The sequence below is a fragment of the Aquimarina hainanensis genome, from assembly GCF_042684685.1.
Taxonomy (GTDB): Bacteria; Bacteroidota; Bacteroidia; order Flavobacteriales; family Flavobacteriaceae; genus Aquimarina; species Aquimarina hainanensis.
The window spans coordinates 37026-60186 of the sequence record NZ_JBHULX010000002.1 but is presented as its reverse complement, the minus strand read 5'-3'; the positions used below and the strand labels follow the sequence as shown (position 1 = coordinate 60186).

The following is a 23161-nucleotide window of genomic DNA, read 5'->3' as shown; positions in this document are numbered from 1 at the left end:
TCCGTCTTACTGGGGAATAAAAATGCGCAGAAAAATCGATAGATTCAGGTATACTTGTCTAGCTACAACGTATACACTACCCTCTGTGTACCAACTAAAAATACGATATATTTCTAGGCATAAAACAAGTTTAAAACATAGTAATAAAGGTAACTTGCAACAATAATTAAAACACTTATGAAAATTGGAATTTACAAATCATCAAACATAAAAATACTATCTGCCATTTGTCTGCTATTCCTTTTGGCATCCTGTAACGAAAATAAAACATCTAAATTGGACTTTTTCGTCGGAACGTGGAAAAAGGAAGGGAAAGAACAGTACGAATTTTGGGAAAAGCACCCAAAAGGCGGACTTGTTGGGTATTCATATAAACTTGTGAAACATAAAAAAATCATCTCTGAAACATTAACGATTAAAAATGTTGGGGATCACTTAGTATATGGAGCGACAGTCCTCAATCAAAATGACGGAAAAACGATTGAGTTTATTTTAAATCCTGACAACAATGAATACCTATCCTTTGAAAATATCAATCACGATTTTCCCAAAAAAATTCAATACAAAAGAATAGATACAGATCGTATAAAGGTTAGTGTGCTAGGAAAAAACGACAAGGGGTTTTCTTATATCCAAATAAAACAGCCAACCATAAACTAAATCGATTCCAGCGGATTACTAGTAAAAAACAAGTGGAATAAGAACGAAAGCCGAACGTATATCACATCGTGTATAGCTCATTGCAGTTGAACTCCTTAACGGAATTTATTGCAATTCACTATCTTTCGGCTACGGCAAAAATCATGGCTGATTTTGTGCAACAAAACCCCTTAGCATTTATCAGAAAAAACAAGTGAAATACAAACAATACATCGGAATCATCCTGGGGGGCTTATACGGTTTGCTCGTCAGAGGAATCTCAGGCTCAGGAAATCACAATACGGCTATTCATGACTACTACAATAGCTATTCTCTTTCTTTTCTTTGGGTACTTCCCCTCGTTATTTCCATCATTCCGATGCTATTTGCTAAAAAAGAAATTCTAACATCAAAATGGAAACAATTCGTTTTTCCATTTTTGAGTGTGTTACTTTTTTTCATCTTTACATTATCCAGCGGTTTTGAAGACTGGCTTTGTATTCTAATCATCGCTCTTCCTTTTTTAATAACTGCCGGAATTGTCGGTACTGCACTGGCTCCTCTTATCAAAAAAAGATATTCTAAAAAACTATACGCTATTGTCGCATTGCCCTTTCTGCTTAGTCCCCTGGAATCTTTTATCCCTAATTCCCTGACAACCTATACTATAACATCTAAAATACTCATCGAAGCTGATCGTCAAACTGTTTGGTCTTATCTGATAGAAGTTCCCGAAATTAAAGACAGTGAATATCAAAAAGGTTTTTTTAATTATATCGGGGTTCCCAGACCTGTAAAGTCCAAACTCGAAATCATCAATGGAACAACCTACAGGATAGGGTATTTTTCCAATCGATTAAAACTCTATGAGACACTTGCTACAGTAGATACTCTAAACTACCTGGAATTTAAAATCCATATCAATGAATCTGAATTAAGAGATCTTCCTACCGATAATCTTTTATTAAAAAGCGAGTCCTTTACCTTTGAAAACATCTCTTACACCCTTTCCAAACAATCGCCTACCACCACCGAGTTAAAACTCGCTTGTCAATATACGCTGAGCTCAAAAATGAATGGATATGCCAACTTTTGGGCTGGAAGTATTATTACGGATTTTGAAACTCGTTTATTAAAATCACTAAAATTTAAAATCGAATCACATTCTCCTTAACTACTAAAAACAACGGTACTCTCTTATCTAATCACTCTGCATTCAATAGTAAACTACCTCGTGGCAAGCCCACAAGACATTTCTTAGAAAAAAAAATTCAATTTCAGAACAAGTGTATTGATACTGTATAGAAAATCAGTCCTTATTTCGAAAAAACCACTAATAACAGGTACCTCTCTGATAATGAATACACATTATGTAACAAAACAGTGTTTTTTATGACCTATTGGCTAACAATTCATCATCAATCAAAAAAAGAAAACATCATGCAACTAAGAACACTCCTATTCACAGGAAGTTTACTAGGTATACTTCTAAGCTTTTCCTGCGCTCCAAAAAGCTCCTCTAACGAAGAAACTCCTTCTTATCATCAGGAAATAGATACCTATATCAAACGCCTAATGCAGGCAGATGAAATTCCCGGAATGGCTATAGCCGTTATCCAGAATGGACAAATGCTACACCAGAAAAATTACGGTCTGGCTAATCTGGCTCATAAAGTTCCTGTAACGGACAGTACCTTATTCCGGATCTATTCGACCTCTAAGTTAATTACTTCAGTCGCAGTATTCCAGTTAATAGAAAGAAATCAACTGTCACTTGAGGACTCCATCGGCTTATTTATAGAAAAACTCCCGGATCCCTGGAAAAAAATAAAAGTAAAACACCTTTTATCACACTCTTCGGGTCTCCCTGAATACAAAGACATCAAAAATCAACCATTACTATCAGATGAGCAAATACATACAGAAATCACTCAAAAACCGCTTCTCTTCGAAACAGGAGCTCGTTTTTCATATAACCAGACTAATTTTTGGTTTTTGAAACAGATCATCGAAAAAATAAGTCAGCAGAAACTGGAAGAGTTTGTTCTCGAACATCAGTTTAATCACCAAAATACACACCTTGTCTATGCCTCTAACAGCTTATTAGCGATTCCAAACAGAGTTCCTAAATATGAATTCAATCAAAAACACGGTACTTACGAAATAAGTTCATTTGCAGCCGGGGAACGTTCACTGGCAGGAAATGGTCTCAATATAAATTTGGAAAATCTAATCCGCTGGAATACAAAACTCGATAACGATCAGCTCCTTAAAACGGCAACCAAAAAACAAATGATGCAGCCATTTGATTATCAAGATCCAAATGCTCTTTTTGGTTATAGCTGGGGAATATTCGGTCCTGAAGACAAACGGTATTATGGCTTTGCCGGAGGGGGTGTCAGTGCCTTTATGAAGTTTATTAACCATGACCTAACCATTATTGTGTTATCTAACGGTTTTAAACAACGACCAGTTATAAGCAATGCCATCAATTATATTTCGGGAGTAGCAGACCCTCGTTTACTAAGAAAAGACAGATGGTTTAATGAAGAAATTCGCCTTCGGTTTATCTTAAATCCTTTTCATCAGACTGTACAAGAATATCAACAAATGAAAAGTGAGCATCCGGAAATCAGTTTTGAACGGGCATTGAATCAAACAGGGTATCACTTCCTCTACCATAAGGATATCGATAAGGCACTTTCTATTTTTGAACTTTACACAAAAGATTATCCTGAATCTGCCAATGCGTTTGACAGTTATGGAGAAGCATATTTTATGAATAAACAATACGATCTGGCAAGACGAAACTATCAAAAATCCTTAGATTTAAATCCAGAAAACAAAAACGCAGCAAAAATGTTAGTCAAAATAGCACAGTTAAACACCCCCTGATCATAATGCATCCATATAAAACCGCATCCTCTCCCCTCTTATTATACGAAACCATTATTTTTCTTTAAAACAAAAAAATTGGACTTTATACAAGCTAGCATAACCGATATGTACTCTTCTCTTGATCATAAAACATATATTGACTGGGAGAACAACAGCAAACTGGTTTCCTATAAAAAGGGAACCACTATTATAGAAGAAGGGCAACAACGACATAAGTTGTTTTATCTGGTCAAAGGGTCCTTAAAAGCCTATTACTATTATAAGGATCGAAAAATAATTGACTGGTTTGCCTTTGAAAATGAATTTATCACCTCGAGCACCAGTTATTTTACGGATGAACCAAGCCTGCATATTATCCAGGCAATGGAAGATTGTGTCCTTCTGGAGACCGATAAGAGCAAAGTAGAAATGCTCTGCAAAAAGCACCATGACTTTGAGCATTTGTTCCGGATAGTGTTATCTCGGGTTATCGTACAGTTCAGGCATCGGATTGTCTCCCTTCAATTCAAAACCGGATATCAGCGATACCGCAGTCTGATCGAACAATATCCCAAAATCGAATTATCTGCTCCCTTGGGAGATATTGCATCTTTTTTGGGAATTACCCAGGAAACCCTGAGCAGGATCCGAGGGTCTAAAGCCATTTGACATAGATCAAAAACAGGTCCTCCTAAATGACCTAATTTTGAAGTACCTTATAAAATCAAACCTATGAAATCATTAAATGGTACGATCATCATCCTTACAGGAATCGGACATACATTATTCGGGCTATCCCCTTCCGCTTTCGGGAAACAATTTGCAACATTTGCAGATCACTTTTTTTTTAAAATCAGTGAGGGACTAGATGAGTTTCCTGCTAACAACGGACAAATGAATTATGAAAACTTTGCCGCATTTTGGTTTTTCTACTTCGGTCTTCTGCTGATTCCATTGGGAATTGCCGTTTATCATATCGAAAAAAACTCCGGTAAAATCCCTAAAGCTGTTCGGTTTTCATATCTAGCACTGATATTAGTAGGTATCTATATGATTCCTAACTCTGGCATGACCTTTATAATGTTACCACATGCACTCTATATGATGATTCCTAAAAGAAGTTTATAACCTTTATTAATATACTTTACTCAATAACAATGAATTCTATAACAATTATTGGAGGGGGAATAGGAGGAATCGTAACAGCTATTTGTTTTGAAAAATTAAACATCCCTTATGTACTTTATGAAAGAGCTGCAGTTTTAAAAGAAGTTGGAGCGGGCATTTGGTTATCACCAAATGCCTTGCAAGTACTCGAATGGATTGATCCCAAATTACTACAGGCGGTACAATCTTCCGGAAATGCATTCGACAGTATTCGAGTAACAAACCATAATCTCCGCCCTATCTCAGATAGTAATCAACAGTTTGCCTTACAAAAATACGGATATACCACCATGGCAATTCACAGAGGAAAACTACAAAAAATCCTCTATGACTATGCAACCAAAGAAAACATCGTACTAAATAAAACCCTCAAAAAATACGAATCGTACAGAGACTACATAACCATAACATTTACAGATAAATCCACTGTAAAAACTCGCTCCCTTATCGGGGCTGACGGGATCAATTCTACCCTCAGGAAACAGCTATTCCCAGGCAGTACTTTGAGATATACCGGACAGACCTGTTGGAGAGGGATCGCTAATTATGACCTGGATACATCACTTACCAACGTTGGATGTACCTTATGGGGAAAAAAGCTACAATTCGGGATGTCTAAACTAGAAAATGGAAAAGTATATTGGTTTGCCGTCAGACGCAGTAAAATGCAACAAAAAGACAATCTTCATACCCTGAAAAATACATTGACAACGTTATTTTCGGAATTCCATCCGATTGTCAACACTCTAATCGACAATACGCCTTTAGAAAAAATAATGAGAAATGACCTATTCGATCTGAACTTACTGGAACGATGGCATTATCAAAACATCTGCCTTATCGGAGACGCTGCACATAGTATGACTCCTGATTTGGGACAAGGAGGTGCTCAGGCCATTGAAGATGCTTTCTACCTTTCTAATTTTATCCATGGTATCCCAAAAACAGAAGATGCTTTTGATACATTTTACACCTTTAGAAAACCTAAAGTAGAAAGATTAGTCAAACAATCCTGGAACACATCCAGAATGGCAATCACAAACAGACCTCTGGAAATCCTGCGCAATTTCATCCTAAAATATACCCCTCAGAAGATGATGCAACAACAGATGCTAACTGTATATAATATTGATACAACCATTGCTCATAAGAACGTATAAAAAGATTTCTTTAACAGTTACAAACTGATCTTTTCTCCTTTTAAAAGACGGTATCACCCCTGTTATACACCACATAATCAACGCTAACGATTTTGTAATACATCTTTATTTTTCAAAAAAACAAGACAGCTAGATAGCTCATATAGTTAACTCATTCAAAACAAAAATTAGTAAAAGCACAACAGTTAGATCTTTTAATTACAAATATTTTTGGTGTTCATAAATTAATCAAAATTCACACTTCATTATGAAACAAAAAATTTTATTACTTCTCATTTTAACAGGTACAGTTTTTACTGCTTGTGACCATGATTCTGTAGCTATAGAAGAATCTACTCAAACACTTGAAACAAACCAAATCGTCTCTCAATTGAAAAATGATGAGCCTACAAAACCAGCTCAGAACTATACAGGTCCAAGCTCTTTAAAAATAAAAAACTGGACCTCTCTAAGTGATAGGCAAAAGAAGGTTGTAAAACAAGTAATTAAGAAAATTAACTTAGCACAAACCTCCAGAGACAGAGGTACTTTATACCGGGTAAAAATAGATACTGATGGAACCCTTTATCAAAGTGATGAGTGGGAATATCGAGATCATACTGCCAGTGTTCTTGCAAATGCTTTCGCTTTTTTTGTAGGAGGGATCCCGGTTTGGGCAACTGGAAATGATGAAACAGAAGGTTCCCTATTTCTGAGAGATGTAATTGATTCTCCCCGACAAATAGAAATCAATGTATTAACCTCTGGAATTACACAAACACGTGCAGAAGGGAATACTATAACTGTAAACTGGAACATTAATGATAATCGTTATATTAATATAGATCGTAATCGTGAAGGGGAAGCATCTCAGCGTGTATCACCTACCGATGTTACTTTATTTCATGAACTTATTCATGCGCTTCATATCGCGGATAGAAGAGATGCGCAAGGGTATATCTCTCATGAGGTCAACAGAAGAATTAATGCGGCCAATAGAACCAACTATTTTTTGGGTAATGAAAACATTCCTAGAGAAGAATATAATACTGTTGGTTTTGGGAATACAGATCCTAGTGCATTTACTGAAAATAACTACAGAGCCTGGACAGGTCGACCAGCCAGAGTCTCTTATACAAATCAAAATCCACATGCTCCATGTGGAGGGGCTTGCAGTGATCCTCTTTTTTGTGGTAGTTGCTCTAATAATCATGATGAGCTAAAATAAACATCTCAAAAGGTTTTTAATTTCACTCCCCTTCTATAAAGCTCTACCCTTTTTATAGAAGGGGATAATTTTTTAAATTTATTTCTTCTAAAAAAATGACAGGAAACAGATCGTAATTTCTAAACAAATTAACTCCTCGCTTAATGACGATTAAGAGTAACTACCTCAACGAGATATCAAAAAACATAAGCGTTCTTCGTATCCATAAAAATCTGTAATGATGCGTAATGAAGTTGTTATTTTCTACACTAATACGAAAAAGAATCACAATTATTGATCTGCAAATTCTTTTACGGCAAAATTTCCCCAATCTGCTATAGACTGTACCAACGGAATCAGTGTTTTTCCTAATGCTGTCAGAGAATATACTACTTTTAACGGGGGTTTTGAGGTAAATACCTCTCTTTTGATAATACCATCTTCTTCCAGCGTTTTTAACTGTAAACTTAAAGTACGTTCAGTTACTGATGGCATTTTTTTTCTCAGTTCATTATATCGTAAACTTCCGTCTATCAAATAATACAAAATAACTGTTTTCCATTTTCCTCCGATAATTCCCATCGTCAGACTGGTACAACAAGGGTATTCTTTTCCTCTAAATGTATGCATATATAAACTATCCTTTTTGACCGTTATTGCAAAGATAGATTACTATACTTAGTTTTGCAACTATATAATTTATAGTATAAAATTAAATCTTATGGATACACCAATATTGCACAAAAAGACATTATCAATGCTTTTCAATTCCGACATGCAACCAAAGAGTTTGACCCAAGCAGAAAATTGTCAGACACTGATATCAATTTCATCCTTCAAACAGCAAATTTATCCCCTAGTTCTTTTGGTTTTGAGCCCTGGCATTTTGTTGTCGTTCAAGATCCTGAGTTACGAGAATTACTGAAACCTGTTGCCTGGGGAGCACCTCTAAAACTAGATACTGCCAGTCATTTTGTATTAGGGTTGAGCATGAAAGCTCCTCTGACAAAATGGGACGCTGACTATATTACCCATATGATGAAAGAAGTAAAACAGCTACCAGAGGATGTCATTAAAATGTATTCTACATTCTACAAGGAATTTCAGGAACGTGATTTTGATCTGGACACAGATAAGAAACTATTCGACTGGGCATCAAAACAGAGTTATATCGCTCTGGGAAATATGATGACTGCTGCGGCATTATCTGGTATTGACAGCTGTCCTATCGAAGGGTTCCATCAGGAAAAAGCTGAAGCTCTACTACGGGAAAAATTCAATATAGATACTACCCAATATGGTCTATCCTATATGGTTGCATTTGGTTATAGAAAAGAAGCACCTGCCCGTCCAAAATCAAGAAGAAAGCTAAGTGATATTGTTTCCTGGAAATAACAATACTGTATTTTTGATCACAGTAAAGCATCAACCTAATGTTGGTGCTTTCGTTTTTTTATTAAAATTATAACCGATATATTATTTTCTTCTTTATCTGCTGAAAATAATGTGGAATACTTCTCTATATTTGGGTTACAATATCAACTCTACATACGGGAACAATTGTACAATATACCCCCCTAAATACAAGGGACTATTATGGAAACAACATTAGCATACTGGAATACATTAGCGAATCAGACACTATTAATCAGCTCCTTGCTCAGTGGTTTTTCTATGACAATCGTAGCGGGATTATTAGTCTCTGATAAAAAAGGGAAAATGATAAATCTCCTTGTACGGTTGGCAACCATTGCCTCGGGAAGTTTTCTTGTTTCGGTATTTGCTATGACACAGATCTCAATGATCACCACTCCCGGAGGGTACATAAATCAAGTCGCTATGGATGATTTTGTAATTCCCAGAATCACCGGGGTTCTTAGTCTAATAATCGGGTTGGTATCCTTATTAACAATTATATCATTAGCAGGCTGGGTTAAATCCAGGAAAACAGGAATATTCACCACCATTGTCGGAATTATATCCTTATTGTTAATTCTTTCGACCATGGTGCGCATCAAAATAGGATAAAAATACTATAATACACAATGAAGATTTAATTTTATCCATATAAAAAAAACAAACCAGTCAGAAGATATAAAATCTCCAAACTGGTTTGTACCGTTATTAAATTGTAATACTGTCAGTTGATAAAATTTTACTTTACCGGAAACCGTATCATTAATTAATTATCCTCCAAGAGGGATATTCTCAATCTGATAATCACTTAATTCCTTCTCGAAAATCAGTTTCCCCACAAATTTAAAATAGGTGTATTACAATCTTACTAGCATAAATAAATGGTTAGGTTTACTTATTCTTTAATTAATATAAATAGTTTAGTGCTACTCTATCATAATAACTCCACTCTCCATCAGTTCCATTCGGGTAACATGCATTCATAATAGAAGCATTATCTCTTCCTGCATAAGGTGTTCCTGGAATATGAACAACTCCTACTCCGAATGTTCCTTCGTTACTATTCTCTCCACATGATTTTCTGGTATTCCAATCTGTATGTCTCAAACCTACACAATGACCTATTTCGTGGGCTAATAAATGTTCTAATTGCTGATCACTCTGCCTGTGATTTGCAAATTGATTAATCCATACTAAGTTATAAGGTCGTCCAAAACTAGGAAACCCTGCCTGTCCTCTGGATCCACTTCCCAGGTTATCATTAATCGTCACAAAAATATCTCCATTTCCTCTTCGTGTATCAAAGCGAAGGTTGATACGAAAACTCAGATTCAATCTGTTATAGTTATCGACAGCATACCCCAATGCTCTTCTGGCTGTTTGACTCAATAATCTGGAGTCTCCCACAACTGTTATACTGGATCTGTTTATTAAATTCCAAGTGCGATACTGCTTATCCTGAACACCTCCATAAATGTTCATACGCATGATTTCTTCTTCTGTCATCATAATATCTCCTTCTATTAGATACACTATTTTAGAAGTACCATCTTCCTCTGTAATTTTCATTTTCTCTACTCCATTAGGATTAAAGTTCAGCTCTATCAGCTTGTTTAATAGCTCTTTTGAAACTTCTTCTGAAAGTGCTACATTCTCATTTTCAAACGATTCTTTTTCACATGACGTAAAAACTAACAGCATTGAGATCACTGCAATGCTTGTTAAAAAATTAATTCTCTTCATAAGTTTGTGTTATTTTGTTAAATCTTTGTTAATTTAATAAGATTTATACCTTAGTTGTTAACATAATTTAACCAAACACACGATCTTTTACATTAAACGTTGTTTTTTAACCATAAACAGTAAATCACACAAAATTAACACCTTACACCCTAAAATTCTTCTCAAACCCCTTTAAAACACAGAAAAAAAAAGCTTTTTATACCGAATTACAACAACTGGTATTAAAAACAACTCATCTTTTAAAAAAAAGTAGCTTATCTTACTAAAAGGTAATTAATCAACTTTCCTTTCTATTTGGCATTACGTATCATTTCTCTTTTTTTATCATAGTACTTCCACTACCACTAATGAACTCGTATTCAGATACATTAACAATTGTTTCCAGCAGTGACAACATGCCTATATTCTTTGATAAAAGGCTAATATATTGTATATTAGACTCCCCTAAATCTATATTACTATTGATGAAAAAAATACCCCTGTTACTTATTATACTGCAATCATATCTATGTATTGCACAGATAGATGCTGGCTCCTTATTAGGACTTCCAACAGCCTCACTGACGGAGATGAATGCAATTACGGCACCGAATGAAGGCTCCTTACTATACAATACGACCACCCAGACTATATTTTTCAGGAATGCTACTGTCTGGCGTACACTAACTCCTATTGAAGACATTACTACTTCTGATCCTTTCCTGTCAATCAGTAATACCAATAATGTATATACTATTACGACCAGTTTCAAAAATATGACTGATGAATTGATTTTTGAAGATGAGGATTACTGTTATGTATCCATGGTTGAAGATGGGAGTAATTATCTTGTAATCCGATATGACAAGACAGATGTTAATGTAGAAGAAAGTGCCACTGGTACGGGAGCGCAACCCAGTACACTTGCACAGGTACAAGGGCTAACATATAATTAAAGCCTATGATTAGAAAAACTACAATTCTCATTTGTTACTACTGTTTTCTGCTACAAACTATGTATGCTAATTTTACACTGGCAGGAAATGTAATTACACAAACCGGAGTAGATACTAACTTATCCGGGTTGACAGGTATTGCAGGAGTTACAGTTATCTCTAATGGTACAGGAGCTAATCAGTTTATTACTTATAACCTGGGGAATTTACGACTGGTTATTCAAGGGACTTTAACACATAACCCCGAACAGGAACAATTGTTATTCAATAACCCGGGAAATCCCATCATAGATATACAAAACGGAGCCACTTATAACCTGGGAGAAGATGTGGTTGTCAATGGAATTACCAGACAACGACTGGGATTAGGGATCTTTATTTCTTCTACAGATGCAGGATGCTGTAATGCGAACAATGCTGCTATTGCTATCCGTAATGGGGCTACCTGGAATTGGAGAGGGGCTACAATTGATGTTGGACAACTGCCCTGGTTTGCCGAACCGTCTTCTACCGTTCAGATCACTAATGGTGTATTATTAGTACGTAGAGATGCGACATCTGATGTGGTACAGGTACGACAAAACTCGGATAATTTCTTTGTCAATGGTCTTACGTTTATTGGAAACGGAAGAGGAGATATTACTTTTTTGAGACGTCCGCAACAAATGAATAATTACCGCCCGGAAACTACAGGAGGAGCCATTGCTTTTTCAGGTAATACTCCTAATTACGATGTAACTTTTAGAGGATACTCCGGAGGAGATCGAGGAAATACACAAGACATAAAATTCTGGCAAGGGTGTCGCCCTATCCTTATTAATTCCAAAACAGGTTCTCAGCTCATTGCCGGAAATCATAAAAATGATGGAAATGGGGCCGGATATGGAGTTGCACTCGTATACCAGGAATTAGACCTGACTGTCACTGATTTGGCAAATGCCCCTGTTGCCGGAGTAACTATGTATATCCGGGATACAAACAATGGAGGGAGAGAAACATATAATCGGGAAGGACATACTGTAGATAATACTCAGGATAATGAATACATCACTCAAACAGATATCAATGGCACAATCCCTCAACAACAAATATTACTGGCTGCAAATGTTGCTAACACAGGAGGAGCTAATGGGTTAAATAGCGGTACCTATGCCTGGGATTATCGTGGCAAAAACAATGATGATAGCGACGTATTCGACATCCACTTATGGGCGTATAATTACTTATATCAAATCATAGCAGATGCTGTATTAAAAGGAGTTGACGGAACTAGTTTATCTACCAAAGTTTTTGATGATACTGCAATTTCAGAAATCAGCAAGACTGTTGTCGATGGATATACTGAAATCAATACCCTGGATCAGTTATATGATCGTGCTAAAAGTTTTAAGGTTGATAACATTACAACATTAGGTATAGAAAACTTCTTCTTTACGACTAATGGAGATCGCCTGGTATTATCAGCAGACTGGAACCTGGTTATTGACCAAAATGCACCTGCTGCTTTTGCCGTGGATGAAGGAAATCAAACCATCACTATACGAAGTAATGCCCTGAGATTCGGAACTAAATTTACCAGTATAGAAACCACAGGAACCATTAGTGTCGCTAATGGAGCTGCCATAGAATTTGGGTATATTGATAGTACCGGAACTTTTAAATACATTGAATTGCTCGATCTTACAGATACCACTGTTACCGTTACGGATTTTGTCCCCTCCCCGGAAGTTTTATTACAAGAAGCTGTTGACTTCAGCGGAACCTATAAATCGCTGTTCGAAGCGCCGACAGATGCTTCTAATACCAAAGTAAAATTATCCAGATTCGGGTATTCCGAGTGGATCGAAATTGTAGCAGAAGCTGATTTGTCTTTTATAAGAAGTGTAGAGCTCATCCCACTACCTGAATGGTCTAACAACCAGCAATTATTACTCTACTATGCTCATAAAATATTACAAAAATCCGAAGCTTTAAAAAATGTATTTAACAACCCTGTACAACCTACCCTTACTATTAATAATACAATTACAACCAATAGTAGCCCTGCATCAGAAGAAAACCAGGAAGCTTTACTCAATTTATTAAAAAGAACACTCTCTAAAATTACGAACCTTAGGGAGCGGATGAAAAGTAATTAAAAGTAGTTGATCAAAATAAATTTTGCATAAGTATAACAGAATTATTTTACCCCTGATAAAAAAACATACAAAAATTCCCTCTGTGAATTTCTATAAGAAAAAAATGTTTTTCTTGTGCAAACTTGTTTTGCCTTCTTATTAGAGGCTAAAAATTTCATAAAACACCCTTATTATTTAACACTAATAAAATGATAATATGCGTTTTTAAAAATTTTAAAAATAAAATATCAAACATAAACAACACAAAAACAAAAATCTCAATATCAACACAATACATTGCAATATATTTAAAACTCATCATTACACAAAGGCTAAAAAAACAACAAAAACACATTAACACTGATTTAATATATTTTGTTAATTTTTAATCTCAGAATAAAAATTAGGAGATTTTAACAAGCCTCTATCATTAATAATAAAATGTCAATTTATCCCATTTTAAGACTTTTCAAATTACATTTCTGATATCTTACAATCACACATATAATCATCTGTTAATAAGATATTTATATATTATTTTTGTTTTTTTCTTCAGCAATCACTGTACTATAAAGTAATAGGTAACTTTAATAAAAATTCCTAATATCCTTCCTTGCAAGTCTGTGTTAATAGGTTTTAAACTTGCGTTAATCCTCGTAAGTAAAGGTTTTTCATACAAGTGTTTCCCTAGCTTGGTCTCATCTATATTTAGAAAATTCACCTTAAAACCTAAGAATTATTATGAAAATCTTAACCAATGAATTAGGGAAACCTAGTTCTGATCAACAAATAGCTGATATTGCTACGAATATACTAACAGAAGTTATGCAATTTCGACGAATGATCGATACCGAAAAAAAATGTGACTCTGCTACGTGTTCAGACTGCCATAAACCTCATATTGAAAAAGTTATTGCTGCCATCATGCAAGAAAAAAAGATCAGATTCGTTCTTCCTGCATTTCCTGGCAAATCCCCCAACCCGGCAAAAGTCTTAGGTCATCTTCCTGATATGGCAGAAAAGCAAGCACTAACATTCCTAAACAACCTCTGTAAACGCATTCAAAGTATATATACTCCTGGTGCTGAAGTTATTATTTGCTCTGATGGTAGAGTCTTTAGTGATGTTGTAGGGATTGCTGAGAAGCACATTACAAGTTATCAAATCGAAATCGATCGCATCATTAAAGAATCAAATCTTACATCTCTTTCTACTTTTAATCTTGATGATGTATACCACGATTGCAATTTCGAACAAGCTCGCTCAGAGCTTATAGGAAAATATGGTCAAGATCTGGAACGCCTAAAAGAAAAAGTAAAAAGAGGAGGGGATGTAACCGGATCTAGTACTCCTGAAGAGAGGGAAGCAAATCGACTGTATTGTGGTTTAACACGTTTTCTTGTAGAAGACTCACTTTTTCCTGGGCAGACAAAATCAAAAAGTGCAATTCAAAAAGAGTGTAAATCAAAAGCGTACTTAGCAATTATAAGAAGTAATGCCTGGACAGATTTAATCGCAGAAAAATTCCCGGAGGCAATTCGCCTATCCATCCACCCTCAGAGCTGTGGTTCCAGAAAAATCGGAATTCAACTTCTCGGAATAGAAACATGGATGACTCCCTGGCATGGAGTAGCGGTAAACACAGGGAATAATTTTATTTTAATGAAACATCGGGAGGTCAAAGAATTAAATGCCCAATTAATTAAGGATGAAAAAGGGCGTCCTAGTCACTACAAACTAATCTCCCAAAACCAACAGCTCACTTACGAGCTATAATACCTCAACATAAAAAAATGCATCATGAATTTTAACATCACAAAATTACGTCCGTTCGGTCTCTTAATAGAACCAGTCCCTGGGAAAGAGGACATTAGAAATATCGATATTAACGAGCTAAAAAAAGCATTATCTGATGAACACCTCCTCGCTTTGAGAGGTTTTCATAGCTTTGATACGGCAACTGATTTTTCTAATTACTGCGAAACATTTGGAGAAATCAGTGTATGGCCTTTTGGCAAAGTATTAGAACTCATCGAACATGATAACCCTAAAGATCATATTTTTGATAATAGCTATATTCCTCTTCACTGGGATGGAATGTATCGAGAACAGGTTCCCGAAACTCAGGTGTTCCATTGTGTAAGTGCCCCCGGAAGCAATAATGGTGGGGGAACTACATTTGTCAACACAAAACAAGTTCTGGAAAAAACTAAAAAAGAAACCCTGGAATACTGGAATAAAATTACCTGTATTTACTCTCGAAAAATGGAATTTTATGACAGTAAAACCATTGCCCCTATCCTGACAAAACACCCTGAAAGGGATTTTTCTGTAATCCGGTATTGCGAACCTCCGAATACAACAGATGCGTCGTTTATCAATCATCCTGGTTTTGCCATAGAGGGAATTCCCAGCCAAGAAATAGACGATTTCATTCAGGACCTCAATAAAACACTCTACGCACCAGAGAACCTTTATACGCATCAATGGCAGACAGGAGATATTGTATTTTCTGATAATCACACATTGTTACACGGTAGAGAACCCTTCCTTAAAGGAGCTCCCAGACATATCAGACGTGTGCAGTTATTAGGAAAAACTCCATTAGATAATCCGCATTTAATCTATACGAAATGAAGACAAGAGAAACAGATATCTTTATTATAGGCGCTGGTCCAGTAGGTTTATTATGTGCTTATCTGGCAGAAATTTCAGGGCTAAAAACTATTATTATTGATAAATCGGAAGGACCTTTGGAAGTAGGAAGAGCTGACGCCCTTAATGCCAGAACATTACAACTACTCGAAGTAGCTAATTTATTCCAGGATCTCTATCCTTTGGGGCTTCCATGTAATACAAGTTCCGTTTGGGAAAAAGGAAAGTTTATATCCCGACAGTCTTCCTGGTGGAATGAACTCCAGGGGTGCTTTCACAAACATTTTCTAATGCTTGGGCAAGCGTTTGTAGAACAGCTCTTAGATAAAAAGCTTACTGCAATTGATGCCGCTGTAATAAGAAAAACAACTATAGAAGACATCCAACTTACAGCTCATGGATGTACCAGTACACTTACCAATGGTGATATTATTAAATCAACATACCTTATCGGAGCAGATGGTTCTCGTTCTTTTGTCAGAAATCACTTTAAGATTCCTTTTGAAATTACACGCCCCCAAATTATATGGGCTGTAATTGATGCCGTATTCGAAACTGATTTCCCAAAAGTACCAGAGATAATCGTCTTCCAGTCTGAAACATCAGATGTTGCCTGGATTCCCAGAGAAGGGGAAATTGACCGGTTTTATATTAGAATGGATCGCAAAGATTTCGATATGGAGGATGCGCTGAAAAGAATCAATCTTGCTATGGCTCCACACTATGTTAAGATTAAAAAACTTGTATGGTTTTCTCAATTTTCGGTAAAAGAATCAGTTGCAGAACATTTTCTTTTTCAAGATCGTGTTATTCTTGCCGGAGACGCTTGTCATATCCATTCCGTAAATGGAGGACAAGGGCTTAATACCGGTTTAGCAGATGCTTTTAATCTGATCTGGAAATTAAACATGATAAAAAACCACGGAACAAACCAAAACCTGCTGCGTACCTATGAAAATGAAAGAAAGCCTGTCGCACTAAGTGTTATCGAAAGTTCCGGGGAACTTGTCCGGTCTACTAAATATTCCGATGACGGAACACATGCCAAGGATTATGTAAAAATTGTAGAAAAAAGGGCAGGAAATATTACCGGGATGGGAATCCGTTATAGTGAATCCGGATGTGCCGGTACAAGAGTGTATGACCTTACAATACACAAAGAGAAGAAAAGTATGCGATTATACTCCCTTCTGGAGTATACAAAATTCACCTTGTTGTGTTTTGGTGATTATGTACCCGCTATAACGGTTCCTGATTTCGTAACCATATTGCAGGTTCGCCCTAATGAAACACAGCACGAATACTGGACTAAAGAGGATTACTATAAAAATCAGATTGTTATTGTAAGACCAGACGCTTATATCGAGGCTGTTGCCCCTATCAGGGAAGCGGAATCCTTACTCAAAAACTTGGTTGAAACCTATGTTGAAAATTAAACATCGTATTCGTATTCGCCAAATCAGTCGTTGGGATTTCCTGATAGATACTCCAATGTTCTACAATCTTTGCATTATCCAATCTAAATAGATCGTACAATGCTGTATTTTTTTGTGAAAGTATTCCCTCACTAATAGAAAGGACAAAATTTCCCTCTCCGAAAACAGCTTGCTGTTTTTTATAACGAGGGACATATACTCCTTGTTGAATGGCATCCGTTAGCCCTTGAATTCCATCAGATATCATTGCATTATGCTGGTGGAATTCTTCCTGAAAATATCGAGGAATCACAGTAGTGGTAATCTCTTCAACATCATCGTGTATCATCTGATTGATCAGTTTTGCAATGATTGCCTTATTACTTTCTGTGTTCTCTATATCCGTAATTGTTGTCTCCCCGTCAAATAAGGATCTTTTAGAAGCATTCAAGGGTGCAATTCCTGTCATCACATTCCAGTGTTCTGCAATAAAACCCTGGCTATCAAACCTTATAATATGAAAAGCCACTGACGCTTCAAAACCAAATGGAGCCGCATTGACCCACTTATGATGCATGATAATATGATCATTATCTTCCATCATCCGAATGTTTTCTATTTTGCTACCATGCATTTTTAATGTAGGAATCATGGAGACAAATGCTGCCCTTCCTGATGGAACTTTTGGATTATGTTGAATGTAATTTTCTTCAACCATTTTTTCTATTGTCGATACATCGTATGCACTAACGGCTGTATGATAAGCCTTTGCTTTTTCTTTATTATTCATTGAGATATTTGTTAAGATAAACCTTATTCTATACAAGAGAAATGACTTCCCTATTATATCGCTAAGATCTGTTTGTAATTAAAAATTGTGTATATGCTTTAGAAGAGCATACAAATTGATACTATGAACGAGGAAGTTTCCGGAAAATTATAACACTATTTTAAAAACTATCCGGATAAAAAAGTGGTTTTTATCTCTATTATTTTTTTAGAAAAATAAAATCATAAAACTTTAACAATAAGCACCTTACACATGTATTCGGTTTAGAAAAACTTAACGATCTTTTACAACTAATTAAGACAATTCTTTTCAGATTACATTTACTTTTAATGACGGAGTGATCAATTATTTTTTTTAAAAAAAAGTTCAGAGCACTCTATCTAATAATTCATGTTAAATCATAAATAATATGCCGTATATATCATTTGAAACAGGGTCTCTTGATAAAAAAACAAAGCAAGAACTCATTGAAAAACTAACAGAAGTAGCTGTAAATGTTACCGGAATTCCAAAAGAATTGTTTTTTGTCTCTATAAAGGAGGTAAAAGATGATAATATTGCTGTTGGAGGAAAAACGGTCACTGAAATTAAATCAGCACTAAGCAGAAATTAATATACAAAGGGCGTCACACAACAGGCGCCCTTTCTATATGAGTTCTTAAAACTAAATGATTTTTTTATAAAAGATGTTACCGTCTGTGTATTATCTATTAACCATCTTCAAGGAATACATCAAAAAAACAAGTTCTAAAACCACTAACGTAAGAGAATCTACATATTCATTTATTCGCTGAATGTTATTCAAAAATGATACAAAAAATTGTACCTTAGAAAAGTTTAAATACTAAAAGATAACATCATGAGAAAACTAACATCAACTATTTTTAGCATGCTGGTACTACTGGCATTTGTCGCTTGTAAGGATACCAAAAAGGATAATGATTTTCATAAGGAATTAGCAAAAGAACATACGACTTTTGAAACTGAGCATACGAGTATGAAAGAAGCTCACAAAAAAATGGAACAAGAGCATATGAAAATGGTTGGAGAGCACAACAAAGTGATGAGCGAAAATGACTCATTACATGTGCTAATGGAAAACGATCACAACTCAGTCCTGAAAAAACATCAAGCAATCATTGAAAAACATGATGCTTTGATTTCAAATCACAAAACCTTAGAAAGTAAACATAAAGATCGTTCGTCAACTGAGGAAGAAATAAAAACTGAGCATGCAAAAATGAAAGCAGAGCATGAAACCTTAAAAGCAGATCATAAAAAATTAGAAGACGATCATACAAAAATGATGAAGGATCACAAGCAAATGCTGGAAGAACACAGTAAAGAAGAAAACACAAAAGACGAAAGCAGTAAAGAAGATCATTAACATTGAGCCGGTTTGGTTGCAAAACTCCTAACCGAAACAACAAAGAAATTATCCGGGTATATCCCTACTATACATAAACCAACCCCCTCAGTATTTTTATTTATATACTGTAGGAGTAATATCATAAAAAAAGACCATTTACCTGATCGTAAATGGTCTTTTTCTCTTATATTATAAATATCATTTTTATTTAAGCAGTTCTTTAACCGCTGCTTCTAATTGTTGATCTTCACCACTTAAAGCCTTTTCATACACATTGTCCACTTGTATATCTGGCATTAACTGATTATTCTCCAATAACTTGTTATCAATTATTCCTCGCATCCCTACTTGTGGTATTCCAAAAGTAGTCTGTCCGTCCACCATGGTGTCCCACCATACAGCTGTTCCTGTTCCAGGAACCGGCATTCCAATTAATTTTCCAACCCCTAATGCTTTATAGGTATATGGGAACATATGAGCATCAGAATAATTAGATTCACTCATTAAAACACAGGAAGGTTTTGTCCATTTCCAAATTGGTTCTCCTCCCATATTTTTCTGTCCTCTAGGCTCGAAAGTCATATATACTTTTCCTCCTAAAAATGTTACCAAATCATCATGCAACCAACCTCCTCCGTTAAATCGGGTATCTACAATCAATCCTTCTTTGGTATGGAACTCACCTAAGGCTTTTTCAAATACTTCTCTAAAGCTGGCAGAGTTCATTCCTTTTACGTGCACATATCCTAATCTTCCTCCGGATAATTTTTCTACGGCAGCTGCTCTACTCTTCACCCAACGCTTGTATGCCAACTGACTTTCTTTGTATAAACTAACTGGCTTTACTACTTCTGACCAACGTTCTTTAGAGGTGGGGTTATAACATGCAAGCAATGTTCTTTTTCCTTCTTTTCTATTCAATAGTGCATAGAAATTTGTATTTGCAGTAATAGTCTCTCCATTTATTTTTTCTATAATGGTCCCTGCAGTTATCTTACTTTCTTTTTGTTGTAATGGGCTTCCTGTTATTATTTCGGCTATTTTAACTCCGTTTCCTGTATAGGTTTCATCATAAAAACATCCTAATGAAGCTGTTTTATCTGCTTTTTTGGCACGTCTTCTGTATCCTGCACCAGTATGAGATGCATTGATCTCTCCCAGTAATTCACTTAACATTTCTGCAAAATCGTATCCATTATTAATTGAAGGCAGGTATTTCTCGTATTCCTTTTTATACATATCCCAGTCAACTCCATGTAAATCCTGAACATAAAATTTCTCTCGTAGTTGCCTCCAGGCATGTTCAAACATATAGGCGCGTTCTTTAGCTTTTGATAAAGACATAGTAGCATCTGCTCCTATGCTTTTCTTACTTCCATCTTTTACTGCTATTTTTTGTAAACTTCCCTTATTAATCAAAAACACATGTTCTTGTTTTTTATCAAATTGAAGCTTTGATCCTGATCCATTTAACTTGGCTAACAGTTTTGTTTCTTTTTCTTTAAATTTAGTAGTCCAAAGATCAAAACCTTTTTCAAAATTAGATAGATACACAAGTTGATCCGCTTTCTCATTTAGCAAATAATCTCCTAAAAAGGAAGAGTGGATTGTCAATCTAAGTTTACGATCATGGAGCCCTTCTTTTTCTACTACTATTGGACGTACCTTTTCTTCTTTATCTTCTTTATCTTTTTTCTTCTTTTTATTTTCTTTTTTGTCTTTACCCTCTTCTTTTTCTGAGGTATCTTCTTCTTTTTCTAATTCAGTTTCTTCTTTGCTTTGCAAAAAAGTATCATATGCTTTTTGTGTTAGAAAAATCCCATATACATCTCCGTGAGACCCCCAACTACCATGAGATCGGAATCCTTGTTTATCGGTTTCCCAATATACCAATGCTCCATCCATAGCAAATTTAGCTCTTGTATTGGAGTACCCACTCTTAGTAAGATTAATTGGTTTTTCGGTTCCGGAAGCTTTTACTAAACCTATATCTGAATTCCAGCGTTCGAATTCGAAAAACTCAACCAATAACCACTTACTATCCGGAGACCAAGTAAAATACTGATCTCCATCCACATACGAATAATTATAGGTTCCATCCAGTACTGTTCTTATTTCTTTTGAAGCCAAATTCACTACCTTCAGAGTCGTTCTATTTTCTAAAAAAGCGACCTCTTTTCCGTCGGGAGAAAATAATGGCTGAAAGGTTTCCTGATCTGTCGCTACCAAGACTTCTTCATTGATTAACAGACTATTGTAAAAATAAGTATCTTCTTTTCTGCCAATGGTAGCTTTATAGATATTCCAACTTCCATCTCTTTCGCTATCGTATACCAACGATTTTCCATCAGGACTAAACTGAACACGTCGTTCCATTCCTGAGGTTTTTGTTATTTGCTTAGTCGTCTTATAGGTTATTGATGTTACAAATACTTCTCCTCTGGCGATAAAAGCCACCTCTTTTCCATTAGGGGAAACATCAAAATCGGTAATTCTTCCAGCATTAATAAACTCATAAAGATTGTTAGGCTGATCTGACTTAATCGTAATATTTACTTTTTTAGAACTCCCGTTCTGATAGGTATAGATCTCTCCATCATACCCATAACATAATACCCCAGATTTTGAAGCTGATAAGAATCGTACCGGGTGTGTTGTATGTTCTGTAATTTGTGTACCATAGGTATTCGAGTTGATATCTTTTTTCCAAATATTAAAGGAACCTCCTTTTTCACTAAGGAAATATATTCCTGTTTGTCCATTCCATACAGGATTGCGCTCTTCTCCTTCCCAATTTGCTATTTTTTTATACGCTTTTTGATTGGTATCATATAATACAATATCTCTGGTAATGGAAGAAGTATGATGTTTTCTCCATTGATCTTCATATCCTTTTATATTCTCGAATAAAAACTGATCTCCAGTGGCATTCCACTTCATATGTTCTGAAGGAACTGCCAGAAATTGCTGTTCTCTTCCTCCCTGAACACTGACACTATATATTTCTGATAGTGTACGAGAAGGAAACATAATAGAAACAGGAGTATCTAACCGAGTGGAAGTGTAATATACTTTTTTATTATCGACAGAAAAATCACTGACATAATCATTGGCTGAATGATGTGTTAACCGCTGAACATTCCCTCCTTCTGCGTCCATAATATACACGTCAAAATTCCCATGTCTATCTGATGAAAATGCAATTTTTTGAGCATCATGTGACCAAACAGGTCTATAATCATGTGCCATATTAGTTGTCAGCTGTACTGCTCTTCCTCCAGCACTATTGACCACATAAATATCTCCTTTATAACTAAATGCAATCTTTTTTCCATCCGGAGAGATAACCGGATATCGCATCCATTGAGGTGTTTCTTGTGCCAACACCTTCGATTGTCCAACACTGATAACCAACAGTGTCAAAAAAGCTAATAATTTTTTCACTTTTGTTTTGTTTTTTAAACGATTGATGACTTATATAACTATACTTTACCTTTAAAAAAAAGCAGGTTTCTATCCAGATTGTCTTACTTTTTATTAAAATATCGGTAAAAATTTTGCCAATATACTAAATATCAACAGTGAAAATAGTTAAGAATTTCACAACACTTTCCTCCTGATCTTCTTTTACAAAAGATAGTAGTACCCTCTGATAGTACATCACTCTTATTATTATTTTATGTGATTACCCT

At 35.5% G+C, this 23161-nt stretch carries 20 protein-coding genes; 16 read left to right on the top strand and 4 right to left on the bottom strand.

Translation table 11 applies throughout. The features are described 5' to 3' along the window. The first annotated feature begins 177 nt into the window (after nt 1–177). From ACFSTE_RS03030 to ACFSTE_RS03000, 7 genes are all read left to right on the top strand, one after another. Nucleotides 178–660, top strand: a complete 483-nt coding sequence (locus ACFSTE_RS03030) for a DUF6265 family protein (protein WP_176029334.1) — start codon at nt 178–180, stop codon at nt 658–660. 193 nt (nt 661–853) lie between these two features. Further along, on the top strand, nt 854–1813 hold the full coding sequence (locus tag ACFSTE_RS03025; RefSeq protein WP_378256316.1) for a hypothetical protein: 960 nt from the start codon (nt 854–856) through the stop codon (nt 1811–1813). Nucleotides 1814–2031: 218 nt separating this feature from the next. After that, nucleotides 2032–3534 carry a serine hydrolase gene (locus ACFSTE_RS03020; RefSeq protein ID WP_176029332.1) on the top strand — a complete coding sequence of 501 codons (1503 nt, stop codon included), beginning with the start codon at nt 2032–2034 and terminating at the stop codon, nt 3532–3534. Between the two features lie 78 nt (nt 3535–3612). Next, nucleotides 3613–4185 carry a Crp/Fnr family transcriptional regulator gene (locus ACFSTE_RS03015; protein ID WP_176029331.1) on the top strand — a complete coding sequence of 191 codons (573 nt, stop codon included), beginning with the start codon at nt 3613–3615 and terminating at the stop codon, nt 4183–4185. Nucleotides 4186–4248: 63 nt separating this feature from the next. Further along, the gene (locus ACFSTE_RS03010) at nt 4249–4644 is read left to right on the top strand and encodes a DUF6463 family protein (protein ID WP_378256319.1); all 396 of its coding nucleotides are present in this window, start codon (nt 4249–4251) and stop codon (nt 4642–4644) included. A gap of 29 nt (nt 4645–4673) precedes the next feature. Beyond that, nucleotides 4674–5843, top strand: a complete 1170-nt coding sequence (locus ACFSTE_RS03005; protein ID WP_378256321.1) for an FAD-dependent monooxygenase — start codon at nt 4674–4676, stop codon at nt 5841–5843. Nucleotides 5844–6090: 247 nt separating this feature from the next. Beyond that, nucleotides 6091–7050, top strand: coding sequence for a M91 family zinc metallopeptidase (locus tag ACFSTE_RS03000; RefSeq protein WP_378256323.1), 960 nt, complete (start codon nt 6091–6093; stop codon nt 7048–7050). 270 nt (nt 7051–7320) lie between these two features. Here the strand turns inward: ACFSTE_RS03000 and ACFSTE_RS02995 are convergent, their stop codons facing one another. Continuing rightward, nucleotides 7321–7659, bottom strand: coding sequence for a winged helix-turn-helix transcriptional regulator (locus ACFSTE_RS02995; RefSeq protein WP_176029327.1), 339 nt, complete (start codon nt 7657–7659; stop codon nt 7321–7323). A gap of 81 nt (nt 7660–7740) precedes the next feature. Between ACFSTE_RS02995 and ACFSTE_RS02990 the strand changes: the two genes are divergently transcribed. Both ACFSTE_RS02990 and ACFSTE_RS02985 read left to right on the top strand, forming a co-directional pair. Next, on the top strand, nt 7741–8424 hold the full coding sequence (locus tag ACFSTE_RS02990) for an NAD(P)H-dependent oxidoreductase (protein ID WP_378258927.1): 684 nt from the start codon (nt 7741–7743) through the stop codon (nt 8422–8424). A gap of 201 nt (nt 8425–8625) precedes the next feature. After that, nucleotides 8626–9057 (top strand): hypothetical protein, encoded by a 432-nt coding sequence (locus ACFSTE_RS02985; protein ID WP_176029325.1) that lies wholly within the window; start codon nt 8626–8628, stop codon nt 9055–9057. A gap of 294 nt (nt 9058–9351) precedes the next feature. Here the strand turns inward: ACFSTE_RS02985 and ACFSTE_RS02980 are convergent, their stop codons facing one another. Then, the gene (locus tag ACFSTE_RS02980; RefSeq protein ID WP_176029324.1) at nt 9352–10188 is read right to left on the bottom strand and encodes a M57 family metalloprotease; all 837 of its coding nucleotides are present in this window, start codon (nt 10186–10188) and stop codon (nt 9352–9354) included. A 464-nt stretch (nt 10189–10652) separates the two neighbouring features. Between ACFSTE_RS02980 and ACFSTE_RS02975 the strand changes: the two genes are divergently transcribed. From ACFSTE_RS02975 to ACFSTE_RS02955, 5 genes are all read left to right on the top strand, one after another. Beyond that, nucleotides 10653–11123 carry a hypothetical protein gene (locus ACFSTE_RS02975; protein ID WP_176029323.1) on the top strand — a complete coding sequence of 157 codons (471 nt, stop codon included), beginning with the start codon at nt 10653–10655 and terminating at the stop codon, nt 11121–11123. A gap of 5 nt (nt 11124–11128) precedes the next feature. Then, the gene (locus ACFSTE_RS02970; protein WP_378256326.1) at nt 11129–13261 is read left to right on the top strand and encodes a hypothetical protein; all 2133 of its coding nucleotides are present in this window, start codon (nt 11129–11131) and stop codon (nt 13259–13261) included. A gap of 720 nt (nt 13262–13981) precedes the next feature. After that, nucleotides 13982–15016, top strand: a complete 1035-nt coding sequence (locus tag ACFSTE_RS02965; RefSeq protein ID WP_378256330.1) for an L-tyrosine/L-tryptophan isonitrile synthase family protein — start codon at nt 13982–13984, stop codon at nt 15014–15016. Between the two features lie 24 nt (nt 15017–15040). Further along, nucleotides 15041–15877, top strand: a complete 837-nt coding sequence (locus ACFSTE_RS02960) for a TauD/TfdA dioxygenase family protein (RefSeq protein WP_176029321.1) — start codon at nt 15041–15043, stop codon at nt 15875–15877. Further along, complete coding sequence (locus ACFSTE_RS02955) at nt 15874–17331, top strand: FAD-binding protein (protein ID WP_378256332.1); 1458 nt, start codon at nt 15874–15876, stop codon at nt 17329–17331. Before ACFSTE_RS02960 ends, ACFSTE_RS02955 begins: the two co-directional genes overlap by 4 nt. Here ACFSTE_RS02955 and ACFSTE_RS02950 read toward each other — a convergent pair. After that, nucleotides 17297–18100, bottom strand: a complete 804-nt coding sequence (locus tag ACFSTE_RS02950) for a nuclear transport factor 2 family protein (protein ID WP_176029319.1) — start codon at nt 18098–18100, stop codon at nt 17297–17299. The genes ACFSTE_RS02955 and ACFSTE_RS02950 overlap by 35 nt on opposite strands. Before the next feature lie 409 nt (nt 18101–18509). On the opposite strand from ACFSTE_RS02950, the gene dmpI reads away from it, so the two are divergent. Together dmpI and ACFSTE_RS02940 are read left to right on the top strand one after the other, a co-directional pair. Next, nucleotides 18510–18713, top strand: coding sequence for a 4-oxalocrotonate tautomerase DmpI (gene dmpI, locus ACFSTE_RS02945; RefSeq protein WP_176029318.1), 204 nt, complete (start codon nt 18510–18512; stop codon nt 18711–18713). 246 nt (nt 18714–18959) lie between these two features. Then, the gene (locus tag ACFSTE_RS02940; RefSeq protein ID WP_176029317.1) at nt 18960–19487 is read left to right on the top strand and encodes a hypothetical protein; all 528 of its coding nucleotides are present in this window, start codon (nt 18960–18962) and stop codon (nt 19485–19487) included. A gap of 186 nt (nt 19488–19673) precedes the next feature. Here ACFSTE_RS02940 and ACFSTE_RS02935 read toward each other — a convergent pair whose 3' ends face one another. Further along, on the bottom strand, nt 19674–22913 hold the full coding sequence (locus tag ACFSTE_RS02935; RefSeq protein ID WP_378256335.1) for a S41 family peptidase: 3240 nt from the start codon (nt 22911–22913) through the stop codon (nt 19674–19676). Nucleotides 22914–23161 lie beyond the last annotated feature (248 nt).